Annotated in this window: 12 protein-coding genes; 7 read left to right on the top strand and 5 right to left on the bottom strand. The window is 37.3% G+C overall.

Features of this window, described 5'->3' with window-relative positions; genetic code table 11:
- Nucleotides 1-105 precede the first annotated feature (105 nt).
- On the bottom strand, nt 106-2,586 hold the full coding sequence (gene feoB, locus QOX35_RS04605; protein ID WP_283685963.1) for a ferrous iron transport protein B: 2,481 nt from the start codon (nt 2,584-2,586) through the stop codon (nt 106-108).
- A gap of 691 nt (nt 2,587-3,277) precedes the next feature.
- Between feoB and QOX35_RS04600 the strand changes: the two genes are divergently transcribed.
- From QOX35_RS04600 to QOX35_RS04585, 4 genes are all read left to right on the top strand, one after another.
- The gene (locus QOX35_RS04600) at nt 3,278-5,740 is read left to right on the top strand and encodes an endonuclease MutS2 (RefSeq protein ID WP_283685962.1); all 2,463 of its coding nucleotides are present in this window, start codon (nt 3,278-3,280) and stop codon (nt 5,738-5,740) included.
- 29 nt (nt 5,741-5,769) lie between these two features.
- Nucleotides 5,770-6,429: an oxidoreductase gene (locus tag QOX35_RS04595; protein WP_283685961.1), complete on the top strand. Its 660-nt coding sequence runs from the start codon at nt 5,770-5,772 to the stop codon at nt 6,427-6,429.
- 35 nt (nt 6,430-6,464) lie between these two features.
- On the top strand, nt 6,465-6,920 hold the full coding sequence (locus tag QOX35_RS04590) for a lipocalin family protein (RefSeq protein ID WP_283685960.1): 456 nt from the start codon (nt 6,465-6,467) through the stop codon (nt 6,918-6,920).
- A 154-nt stretch (nt 6,921-7,074) separates the two neighbouring features.
- Complete coding sequence (locus QOX35_RS04585) at nt 7,075-8,079, top strand: hypothetical protein (RefSeq protein ID WP_283685959.1); 1,005 nt, start codon at nt 7,075-7,077, stop codon at nt 8,077-8,079.
- Nucleotides 8,080-8,126: 47 nt separating this feature from the next.
- Here QOX35_RS04585 and QOX35_RS04580 read toward each other — a convergent pair whose 3' ends face one another.
- On the bottom strand, nt 8,127-8,516 hold the full coding sequence (locus tag QOX35_RS04580; RefSeq protein WP_283685958.1) for a lipocalin family protein: 390 nt from the start codon (nt 8,514-8,516) through the stop codon (nt 8,127-8,129).
- A 159-nt stretch (nt 8,517-8,675) separates the two neighbouring features.
- On the opposite strand from QOX35_RS04580, the gene QOX35_RS04575 reads away from it, so the two are divergent.
- Nucleotides 8,676-9,044, top strand: coding sequence for a YccF domain-containing protein (locus QOX35_RS04575; RefSeq protein WP_283685957.1), 369 nt, complete (start codon nt 8,676-8,678; stop codon nt 9,042-9,044).
- Nucleotides 9,045-9,052: 8 nt separating this feature from the next.
- Here the strand turns inward: QOX35_RS04575 and QOX35_RS04570 are convergent, their stop codons facing one another.
- Nucleotides 9,053-10,006, bottom strand: a complete 954-nt coding sequence (locus QOX35_RS04570; protein ID WP_283685956.1) for an NAD-dependent epimerase/dehydratase family protein — start codon at nt 10,004-10,006, stop codon at nt 9,053-9,055.
- 131 nt (nt 10,007-10,137) lie between these two features.
- Nucleotides 10,138-10,449, bottom strand: a complete 312-nt coding sequence (locus QOX35_RS04565; protein ID WP_283685955.1) for a hypothetical protein — start codon at nt 10,447-10,449, stop codon at nt 10,138-10,140.
- A 241-nt stretch (nt 10,450-10,690) separates the two neighbouring features.
- Between QOX35_RS04565 and QOX35_RS04560 the strand changes: the two genes are divergently transcribed.
- Nucleotides 10,691-11,080, top strand: coding sequence for a hypothetical protein (locus QOX35_RS04560; protein ID WP_283685954.1), 390 nt, complete (start codon nt 10,691-10,693; stop codon nt 11,078-11,080).
- A 43-nt stretch (nt 11,081-11,123) separates the two neighbouring features.
- On the opposite strand, the gene QOX35_RS04555 is transcribed toward QOX35_RS04560, so the two are convergent.
- Complete coding sequence (locus tag QOX35_RS04555) at nt 11,124-11,603, bottom strand: surface-adhesin E family protein (RefSeq protein WP_283685953.1); 480 nt, start codon at nt 11,601-11,603, stop codon at nt 11,124-11,126.
- A gap of 306 nt (nt 11,604-11,909) precedes the next feature.
- On the opposite strand from QOX35_RS04555, the gene QOX35_RS04550 reads away from it, so the two are divergent.
- On the top strand, nt 11,910-12,485 hold the full coding sequence (locus QOX35_RS04550) for an LOG family protein (RefSeq protein WP_272040719.1): 576 nt from the start codon (nt 11,910-11,912) through the stop codon (nt 12,483-12,485).
- The last annotated feature ends 41 nt before the right edge of the window (nt 12,486-12,526 follow it).

Here is a 12,526-nt window from a genome sequence, read left to right as displayed (position 1 = left end):
CAACTTTTTCAAAAAAAAGAAAAGAGCAACAAAAGCCGCCCTTTACATATTATAATTACAACAATAAGAAACAATAGAATAAAAAAGAAAGAAAACATCAGAAAATCAGAACAAACATCCAACTTGATACACTACAAAAGAAATAAGCCAGGCTAGTAAAGTTGTGTAAACAATACTAAAAACACCCCATTTCCAAGAGCCGGATTCTTCTTTTATAGCAGCAATAGTTGCGACACATGGAAAGTAAATCAGCACAAAAAGCAGCAAACTGACAACTACCAATGGAGTAAATGTTGTGCTTCCATCTGCTTGCTTATCTGCTAAAAGACGAACTTCCAGCGATTCCTGATCTTCAGAGCTACCCGTATACAGTACACCTAAGGTACTCACCACAACCTCTTTGGCCGCCATACCTGAAAGAAGACTAACACTTATCTTCCAATCAAAACCGAGAGGCCTCATCACAGGCTCGATAGCTTTACCTACACGACCAATATACGACTCTTCTTGATGTTCTGTATTTCTACCCTCTTCTATTTCTTCGATTTGAGCACTCTTTTCTTCATCACCCAGCCCTTCTTGCTGCTCAACCTGAGTTATCATATTATCATATTTCAACTCCCGTTCTTTGTCTCGTGGAAAATAACCCAAGAACCAGATGATAATAGATGCAACCAAAATAACACCTCCCATTTTCCGCAAATACTGCTGAGATTTATCCCACATATGTATAGTCACCGACTTAATTGTAGGCATACGGTAAGGAGGTAATTCCATTACAAATGGTGTATCTTCCTTCGGGAAAAGAAAACGCTTAAATAAGCGGGCAGAAATCACAGCCAATAGAATCCCGGTAAAATACAAACCAAACAAGGCAAAGCTTGCATACGACTTAAAGAAAACTCCTACAAACAACAAATACACAGGCAATCGTGCACTACAAGACATAAACGGATTAACCAACATAGTTATCATCCGACTATTACGGCTTTCGATAGTTCTTGTAGCAAGTATCGCAGGCACATTGCAACCAAATCCCATAACCAATGGAATAAAAGATTTTCCGTGCAATCCCATTTTATGCATCACCTTATCCATTATAAAAGCTGCCCGAGCCATATAGCCGGAGTCTTCCATAAAGGAAATAAAAGCATACAGGATCAATATATTGGGAAGAAAGACGATAACACCGCCAACACCGCCGATAATACCATCAACAACTAAGTCTTTAAGCATACCGTCAACCATATTTCCACGGATAAAATTACCGAGTACGGCCACCCCGTTTTCAATCCACTCCATAGGATATCCACCCAAACGGAATGTACATTCAAACATCACCCACATAAAAAAGAAAAACACAGGGAATCCAATATACTTATTGGTAACCACCGCATCTATCATCCGGGTTACGTCCGACTCGAAAAGCTTTTCTTTAAGTGTCTGTTTCAGGCCCCCTGCCACAAAACCATATCGGGCATTCGTCAGCACGGATTCGGTATCTTCTTTTAGTGTATCTTCTATATATTTAACCTCACTATCTCTCAGAGCATAGATATCCACAGCATTTGACAATGAGCCAACATAGGCGTCTACATCTTTATCTTTTTCCAACAATTTTGTTGAAATATAACGGCGAGGGAAAATTAACGGTATTTCTTTTTCTTTTTCTAGAAGTATATTAAGTTTGCTTATTGCATTTTCTACAACATTACCATAATATATATGTACACGTCTAACGATAGGTTCTTTCTCTTCATAGACACGTATCACCGCATCGAACAGATCACCTATACCTACTCCCGTTTTAGCAACAGTAGGAACAATAGGAATACCAATCATCTGAGACAGGCTCTGATAATCAAATTCGCTACCCGTTTCTAATAGTTCGTCATACATATTAAGAGCGATCACCGTAGACACCTCCATATCGATAAGCTCGGTAGTCAAATACAGGTTTCTCTCAAGATTGGAAGCAGCAACAATATTAATAACCACATCGGGTTTATCTTCTACAATATGTCGTCTTACAAACAATTCCTCCGGAGTATATGCCGAAAGCGAATAAGTTCCGGGCAAGTCTACAACTTTAAAAGTATAGCCTCCATGCTTAAACTTTCCTTCTTTCGAATCGACGGTTACCCCACCATAGTTACCTACATGTTCGTGAGCTCCGGAAGCAATATTGAAGAGGGAAGTTTTTCCGGCATTAGGATTACCTACCAATGCGACCCTTATTACTTTTTTCGAATCGGAATTCGGTTTTCGCAAAGATGTTACCACATCTTCCGTGGTGGAATAATAACCTAAAGATTCGTTCGTCGCAGAGTGCGACAGATTCTCATCCCTTACTTTATGTGAATCAGGATATATAACTTCGATTAGAGCAGCTTCGCTTCTTCGGAGCGAAACCTCATAATCCATTATTTTATATTTAATAGGGTCTTTGAGGGGAGCATTTAATATCACCTTTATGGTTTTTCCTTTTATAAAACCCATTTCGAGAATACGTTTACGAAAAGCACCACTTCCATTTACGCGTACAATGACACCTTTCTCTCCCGTGTTCAAATCAGATAAAAGCATACTAAAAATCTTTCACTTAATTAGAGACACAAAGATGGGCATTTTTTATATAAAAAGAGAAGGAAAACTGACTTTATTTAGAATGAGTATAAAAAAGGACCTTTCCCTAACAAGAAAACAAGCCTCACCAACACAAGCAAGAGCAACAATCACCGCAAGCCACATCGCAATAAAAATCATCTGATTAATAAAAAAAGGAAAAAGATAAACCAATGCTCAAGAGGAGCGTAATCAATGACAAAACCCCAAACCTACTTTCACAAGCAGATAATGAGATAAAAACACTTGTTAGTTTAAAGATAAGAGTCATTGCAGGATAATAAATGCCCAATAAATCCTTCGTCACTCCTCTCTTGCATTGGAATATATTGTATAAAGTATTTTAAAGATCAGAATATAAAGGAAACTCTTATTAGCATAATTTATTACTAATCTATAACAAATTTATTAAAAAAACTGGCTTTTTATATTTAGCAGTAAATTATGTATAGCTCTTTTTTATTTACATAGATGGCATTTGTACTATTCCACAGCCTTCTAGGAGTTTGTAATAAAGCTCTCCCTTTTAATTTTCACAAAAGTAAAGTAATTTTTATATTCTGCAAAAAGAATAAGCCCATTTTATAAAATTTGAATACAGAATGAGTTAATCTATTTCACTATATTTGCACTCTATTTTAATAATAGCGCTGTGATTTATCCGGAAAACTTTGAATATAAAATAGGATTTGACAAAATCCGCCAACTGCTCATAGCAAAATGCTTAAGTCCACTGGGGGAAGAAAAGGTTACCAATCTGGCCTTCTCTTCTGATTATACACATATATCAGAATCGTTGTCTCAAACAGAGGAATTTATGCGCATCATAAACGAAGAAGACAACTTCCCTACTAATTATTTTCTTGACGTGAGGCATGCTCTACGCAACATACGGGTAGAAGGCACATGGATAGACGAAGCAGCCTTGTTTGATTTACGAAGATCGTTACAAACAATACGAGACATTGTTCTTTTCCTAAAAAAGGAGGAGGAAGAAAATACCCCTTATCCATACTTGTATGCATTGGCAGGAGAAGTTGCCATATTTCCCCAGCTAATAAGTAAGATTGATAATATTCTGGATAAGTTTGGGCGCATAAAGGATAATGCATCCGCTGAGCTAAGCCGCATACGAAAAGATATAGCACATGTTTCGAGCGGGATATCTCGAAGCCTTAATGCAATTTTACGCACGGCTCAGAACGAGGGACTTGTAGAAAAAGATGTAACTCCCACTATGCGTGACGGACGTCTTGTAATACCCGTAGCACCGGCATTTAAGCGGAAGATAAAAGGGATTGTACATGATGAGTCAGCTTCGGGCAAAACTGTATTTATAGAACCTGCCGAAGTAGTAGAAGCCAACAACCGCATAAGAGAGCTGGAAAGTGAAGAACGCAGAGAGATAATAAAAATACTGGTAACATTCACCGATATACTTCGTCCGCTGGTAGCAGACATATTGCAGTCGTACGAATTTCTGGCTACAATCGATTTTATAAGAGCCAAAGCTACATTTGCCATCGATCTGGATGCTATAAAACCAAGCATAGAAGACAAGCAGATTATAAGATGGTATAGAGCGAAGCACCCTCTGCTATTTATTTCTCACAGAAAACAGAATAAGCAAATTGTACCTCTCGATATAGAACTTGAGGAAGACAATCGCATTCTCATTATTTCAGGACCAAATGCAGGAGGTAAATCCGTTTGTCTAAAGACAGTGGGACTACTTCAATATATGGTACAATGCGGAATACCGATACCTTTAGCAGAAAATTCGAAAGTAGGGATATTCAACAATATATTTATAGATATAGGTGACGAACAATCTATAGAAAATGATTTGAGTACATACAGTTCGCATCTAACCAATATGAAGTTTTTTGTAAGAAACTGCGATGAAAAAACAATCTTACTTATAGACGAATTTGGAGGGGGAACCGAACCACAAATCGGCGGCGCAATAGCAGAATCCCTGCTTAAACGCTTTAATGAAAAAGAGTCTTTTGGTGTAATCACAACTCACTACCAAAACCTCAAACATTATGCAAATGAACATAAAGGTGTTATCAATGGGGCAATGCTATACGATCGCCACCTGATGCAACCGCTGTTCACTTTATCTATCGGCAACCCCGGAAGTTCTTTTGCAATAGAAATAGCCCGAAAAATAGGTTTGCCGGAAGATGTAATTGCCGATGCTTCTGAAATAGTAGGCAGTGACTACATCAATATGGACAAATACCTCCAAGATATTGTCAGAGATAAACGATATTGGGAAACTAAACGCCAAAGCATCCGTCAGAAAGAAAAACGGCTTGAAGAGATTACCACAACATACGAAACAGATCTGCTGAGTGTCGAAAAACAACGGAAAGAGATACTCCGTCAGGCTAAGGCTGATGCAGAACGGGTTCTATCTGAGGCCAATGCCAAAATAGAGAATACTATACGTACAATTCGAGAATCGCAGGCCGAGAAGGAAAAGACGAAGCAAGCCCGATTGACTCTCAACGAATTCAAATCGTCATTAGAAGATGAAAAAAATTTCTCGGATGATAAAATCGCTAAAAAAATAGAGAAGTTAAAAGAGAAAGAAAAAAATAAAAAGAAAAAAAGTGAACAACCCAAAGAGATTAAAGAACAAATAATCGCTATTGGAGACAATGTACGCATCAAAGGACAAACTTCAATTGGACAAGTCCTTGATATACAAAAGGGAAGCGCTACGGTTGCATTTGGCATGATCAAATCGACCGTAAAAATCGAAACGATTGAATACATAAGCAAAAATCAAGTAAAACGGGAAACTCGCAGTACTACAGTCAGCGTAACAGCCAGCGACGATCTCCGAGAGAAGAAACTAAACTTTAAGCAAGATATAGATGTGAGAGGTATGCGTGGCGAAGAGGCACTGCAAGCTGTCATGTATTTTGTAGACGATGCAGTGCTCGTAGGGGTTTCTCGAATACGAATACTGCACGGAACGGGAACGGGAGCACTAAGACAGATGATACGAGACTATCTCCGTACGGCTCAAGGTGTGAGAAATTTTCAGGATGAGCATGTACAATTTGGAGGAACAGGAATTACTGTAGTAGACCTTGAATAATAAAAACAGAAAAGCAAAAGGATAAAGAGATGGCAAAAACCGCAATATTGATAGGAAGTACCGGATTGACGGGGTCACATCTAATGAGAATACTATTAAATAGTGACATCTACGATAAAACGATATGTTTTATACGTCGCGAGACTAAAATATCGCACCCCAAACTGGTTCAGCATATCGTAGACTTCGACGACGTAGACTCGTATAAAGATTATATGGAAGGAAACGATATGTTTTGCTGCTTGGGAACGACCATCAAAAAAGCCGAAAGCCAAGAAGCATTCAAAAAAGTAGACCTTACCTACCCTCTTCAATTTGCAAAGGTAGCTGCTGTGAATGGCATAAAGCAATTCTCGATAATATCAGCAATTGGAGCTAATCCGGAATCGAGCAACTTCTATTTACGCATAAAAGGCAAGTGCGAAGAAGAGCTAAGGAAATTGCCGTTCCAGTCTATATCCATATTCAGACCATCGTTGTTGGAAGGTAACAGGAAAGAATTCCGCTTTGGAGAAAGAGTACTAAGTTTTGCCATGAAAATATTCTCCATATTTCTTACAGGCAAATTAAAGAAATATCGTCCGATCAAAGCGAAGGATGTAGCTGAAGCCATGTATAGAGTTGCTCAGCAGAATACTGTAGGGCTTCACATATACCGTTCGGACGAAATAACAGATATTGCGAAATAAGGTTTCACTTCCGCATATCTTAACACCTAACTAGTATGAAAAAGGTTATCCTATTCTGCTTACTCTCTATCTCTTTTCTTCACCTTTTTGGACAAGATGTTTCTTACACAAAAAGCGACATTGCCGGACGATGGGTAGAAGTAAAAGAAACAGACAAGCCGGGGCAATATTCAGAGACGGAATATCCTTATATATACATATTCAAGGATGATTCTACTTTTCATTTAGGTGAATCGATGGACGGAGTCATTCTTTTCAATATTACAGGAAAGTATTTGATTGAGAATAACAGCATCGATATTACTTATTTTGAATTTCTACAAAACAACAATACGAAAAAACTTACACCAAAAAAATTGTCGTTACAAATACGATCCATCAAAAACGGAATAATGACACTATACGTTTCCGATTATGATTTTTCTTATCCGCTCATATTAAAGAGGCAAAATTTGAGTCGACAAAACCACATTAACATATCTATGCACTAATTTACAAAAAAATACATTTAATCTATTCATAGAGGCTAAAACGATAGAATACAATTAAATAAAGCAAAAACAAAGCTATACATTTCATTCATTTGCAGATATTATTATATCTTTGCACAGCAAACAGGCATAAACTATACAAAACGTTCTCCAAATGATAATGACGAAAAAACTACTTTGCATTTTTCCCTTAATATGTACTATTATAGGATTAAGCAGTTGCAACAGCGATACTCCTGATAAGCCCGGCACCAATATAGAAACAATTCCCGCATCTGAACTTACTAAAGATCATTTATTGGGCACATGGGAAATATATAACTCGGAGAAACAAGTAATTAAAGTCAAAGAAGATGGGTCCGAATCGGCATATCCAAATTTCAGATCAGTAGATTATGACGGATTTATAAACAAGTTCTATATAGACTCGAAAGGCGTTTACACATTCGAAAACTCAAATGTACTGGATGAGCTTATAGATAAAGGTACTTACGATGTAAAAGATGGTCTGATCACCATGAATGTTACACGACATAACGGGAGAGATACTTCTTTTGTAAATACCGAAACAATCTCTATATTTTATAAAAACAAGGAGGCTTTTACGGTATTCAAATACTTTACGGTAGATGGCTATAAGATCAGAGACGGCAGATCGATGAGAAATATAGAAAAAGCACCGAATATACATCCCAATATGGAGAAAGTAGATGTTAAGGGTAAATATAGCAGTCTGCTCGGAAAATGGGAAGTATATGATTATCAGCTATTGGCTAATGGGGTATACGACGCTACTTATTCGAAAGAAACACTGGCTAAGCTGAAAGGAAACACATATACGTTCAATGATGAAGGAAGTGGAAAGACATCTGTAAATATAGATTTCCGTGATCCGGATAATGATGGAGTACGAATCACAGGTAAATATCCCGTAAAAATCGTTGACGATATTGTCTATTACTTTGTAGACAATGCAGTTGATACACTTGGAAATTATGTACCCACAGCACCTTTCCTTTGGGTTACAGACTGGAAAAAAAGAACAGATTCATCTACGAATAAAGAGTTTGATTCTTTCGTTAGCTTCAACAAGTTCAGGACTGATGCCAGACCCGATATAATATACGAAATGAGAAGATTCCTCAGAAGGATAGATTAAAAAGCATCTACAACATACATACACAAATTATAGAAGAACAGGCAAACTTACAGTCCTGTTCTTTTATATTTTAGAGACCTGTCTCCTCCTTGCTTAAAGATTAAAGAGTCGACAGTTAAAGTGTATATATCAAGCTTATTATCGAATACAGAATCTTTATACAACATCAGTGTAAAATTATGTATTATAAAGGTATAGTCCGACTTTACAAGTCCGACAATTTCCTGCGTACACTTATTTCCATTAAAATATAAATACACATCTTGCTGATTCAGGTCAAGGCTTGCCGAATCATTCTTTTTCGATTCCACAGCCACAAGCTGCCATTTCCCTTGTATCATCTGGTTATTTACCTCATCGCTATTGTAGGGCTTGCAACTAACCAAGAATAGGAAAGCAAAAATAAAACCTAAAAGGCTTATCAATCTAACAGACATTCGTTCCATGTTTACCACAAAAAAACAAATTATTTTCCATTAACGAGACATTCGCTCCATAAAAAGTCAGAATATTCTTATTGCTTTTACAAAATCCTGCTATATTTGTTCAACTGATTTTATTTATCTTATTTAAATACCTTTAAGCACAAGTTACGTATGAAAACAATAGGGAATATAATATGGTTGATTTGCGGAGGCTTTATGATAGCCATCGAATACTTCATTTCCGGATTTCTTATGTTATTGACCGTCATAGGCATTCCCTTCGGACTACAAGCTTTCAAGCTGGGAATACTTGCAATATGGCCATTCGGGAGCCATGTTGAATCGAAAGACTCTGCTCCGGGCTGCCTCAATCTGGTGATGAATATTATATGGATCATAATCGGAGGATTCTGGATTGCCCTTACACACTTGTTCTGGGGTGTTCTTCTCTGTATCACAATAATAGGTATTCCGTTTGGAAAACAGCACTTCAAACTGATACATTTAGCTCTTGTTCCTTTCGGAAAAGAGATCAGATAAACCAATCGTCAAAACAGTTCTATCCCATCCCGATAAGTCTTAAATTTCAGCTCGGGCAATAATTCGTTTCTCATACGACGGGTATCACCATAGTATGAAACCATTCCTATTTTGACAAAGTCTACGGTGAGAGGGCTCTGTGTGCCAAACAAAGATGAAAATAGTTCCGACCCTTTTGCTGCAGCCATTATCATCCATACAGGCATACGCCAAGGCTTGCGATTCCCGCTATAAGCAGTAATATAATCCAAGAATTGCTGTAAGGTTTGCACTCCTTCGTCACCTATGTGATATATCCCTTTGATATCAGGTTTCAAGGCTGCGGCAATAGTGGCATTTGCAAAATCCACTTTCGAAATAAGATGAATATATGTAGGTTTCCGCCACACGCCCAAAAGCCAATGTCGAGCAAACCACTGTGCAGCATCTATCATTAGTATCCCCTTGCCGTAGACCATTCCTACCCGCAGAGAAACAGCCTCTATACCGTATTTGTCACCATAGCTGAACAAGAGCTTTTCTTCTTCAAGACGTGTACGGGCATGCATCGATTCTGGATTTCCATCCAAGTGCCCTGTTGCGGGATTATTGGGAGTACATTCTCCTTCAACATGAGGAAAACTAATCAGTATTATACGTTTCACTTTCTGCTGTATAGCTGCATCGAGTAAGTTTTTAAAGTATAGAGTGTTTGTAGTTGGCAAAAACTTTTCGGGATTAGCCTTAAACAAAACCCCTGCAAAATGTACAACCACATCAACTCCGGCTAATGCGTCTCCCAATGTTTTGGGGCTTGCCAAATCGACCCGAAACACAGATACATTGTTCTTACCTTTCAGATTCTCGGCTACATCTTTTTTGTGTATCAGCAAATTCAGGTGTACATTTTCTTTGTGTTGAAGTTCCTGAGCTAAGAGCCCTCCTAAGTTTCCGGCAGCCCCGGTGATAGCAATTTTCTTCATTGTGCAATTTTTGTTCGAAATATAAATATATGAAATATTTCCCCATGTTACAGAAACAGATAAAGCTGTTTACACAAAAAAAGAGATAACCATACGATTATCTCTTTCTTTATATTATAAAACAAACGGAGTTAAGCCTTTGCTGCATTTGCTTTAGCCTTTGCTTCTATTTCCGACAATTCGTTCGCCAGTTTTCCTGCCACTTCGCTGGTAACTTCATTTATTTTTTGTTTTCCTTTTCTTACTTCTTGCCTTGCCTTTACGCCTACACGTAAAGCCTTGCTTTTACCTACAGCCAACCCATAGTCTAAGTCAGATTTTGCTTTATCTGTAGCGTTGTTTAACTTTGTGCGCAATTCTTCTCTTGTTTCCTCATCGGATAGTTTCAATGCTGCATATACACCTAGTGCACCTACAGCTAAACCTAAAATAAATCCCTTCATAATGTGCTGTAATTTATGTGTTATATAATTCTATTATTAACAAATATAAGATATTTATAATGATAACAATCAATTAAATGCATTTGTTTACTTTAAATAACTTGTATATTCCTTTTTTAGTATAGTTAAACACAATGAATAAAGCCTGATTTTTGAATTAAGAAAGTTTATAATGCAAAATCATTTTATATAGATTCTGATTATTTTTTCCTACCTTCAACCCCTCTAAAGCCGTATATTGATGAAACATTTACTTTTTTGTTTTTCATTCTTAACTATCTTGATGGCATGCAGCACTCAACCTACATTAGAGGGGCGTTGGGCTGTAGAAATGGAACACAACCGTGACACTGCCATTATAGTAAACGGAGATACCATTGTAGCTCCGGAGTTGAAGATAGACCGAGATTCTATGTATCTGGAAATAAAAACGAATGGTCTTGTCAGCAAAACAGAATGCTTAGGTTTTTATACTATCAACAACAATCTCATTACCGTTACGGATAGAATGGGAAAACAGAGGACAGAAACGTTTGTGCTAAAAGACGATGTCCTAACCATCTTAGATAAGGATGATCCCAATAAGATTATAATGAGGCTGGTTCGTATCAGAGAGAAAGAATCGAACTGACGCTAAACCACATTCGGTAAAACCCTATTATCAATCATCTAAATCACTTTCCGTAATCGCAAACAAAGAAGAAAGTGTAATCACCCACAGTTTTGGCATTCACCTCTAGCCATCTCAGTTTATTTTTGGATGTGACTGTTTTCTGAATCAGTTTACCTGACGAGTCATAATCTTCTACAGATAAGACTCTAAAGCGTCTGTTTGAACAATCGTACATACTATAATAAATACAATAACTGAAATCGTACCATTTCTCAGCTTTTTCCGGCTTTTTCATCGCCACATACCTGCCTCTTATTTTATCCACATAGGCCTTACGAACTTCGGAAGACGTGTATATTCGTTTTTCGTAGGCGTAAGATACTGCTCCGTCTTGTTTCAGATTGAGGGTGTCTGTATAGATTTCCATATCTTCGGTTACGGCTACATTGTGCCAACCATAAATACCGGCTCCCACCTGACGGGAGGTCTGACAAGCCGAAAAAGACAATACGGCTATAATTGTGATTAATATATATTTCATCCTCATTTTTAATTTAATGCACATTAGTAATATTCTTTATAAAATAACAGAAGCCTATTTATAAATAGAAAATGTAAACTTACAAAATAAGCAGAAAGTAATGCCAGTCTTTGATCTAATTCTCTGATAAAATAGTTTTCAACATCAGGTTTACATATCATTTTTTATCTAATAATATTATTATCTTTGCTATGATAAGATAAGCGAAACGAAAACATTGCATTGACAAAACATCTTTGCTGGAAACTCTTTAGCGAATGTATGTATCCATACATTTCTTTGGATTTTTAATTTTATAAATTAATAATGAAATATATATCAATATTCTGCGGCTCGGCCTCAGGTTCAGATAAAATCTTTGCAGAACAAGCAACCCTACTCGGAAAAACAATCGCACAAAAAGGCTACGGCATTGTATATGGAGGTGCACACGTAGGACTTATGGGATATGTAGCCAATGGCGCACTAAGCGAGGGTGGAGAAGTAATAGGTGTTATACCCGAATTTCTGAAAAGCAAGGAGTTGGAGCATACCAACCTGACAGAGATTCATATCGTAGAAACAATGCACCAACGCAAAGCCTTAATGAACGAGATCAGCGATGGAGTTATCGCTCTAGCGGGAGGATACGGAACCTTAGACGAATTATTTGAAATGCTTACTTGGGCTCAATTGGCATTACACAAAAAACCAATAGCAGTATTGAACACCAACGGATATTATGATCCGCTTATTACGATGTCGAAAACAATGATCAAAAATGGTTTCCTAAAAAATGAATATCTTGATCTTTTGTTGATAGATGGTAATATTGGCAGTTTGCTGAAAAAAATGGAAGATTATATACCTCCGGCCAATGACAAATGGTTTGAAGTGAAATAATCCTTCAATCTTAATATACAAACTAAACAAAACACACCTTA

Origin of the sequence: Dysgonomonas sp. Marseille-Q5470 (assembly GCF_951230145.1) — a bacterium.
GTDB lineage: Bacteria > Bacteroidota > Bacteroidia > Bacteroidales > Dysgonomonadaceae > Dysgonomonas.
The sequence above is the reverse complement of the archived record's forward strand: the minus strand, read 5'-3'. Positions and strand labels throughout refer to the sequence as shown.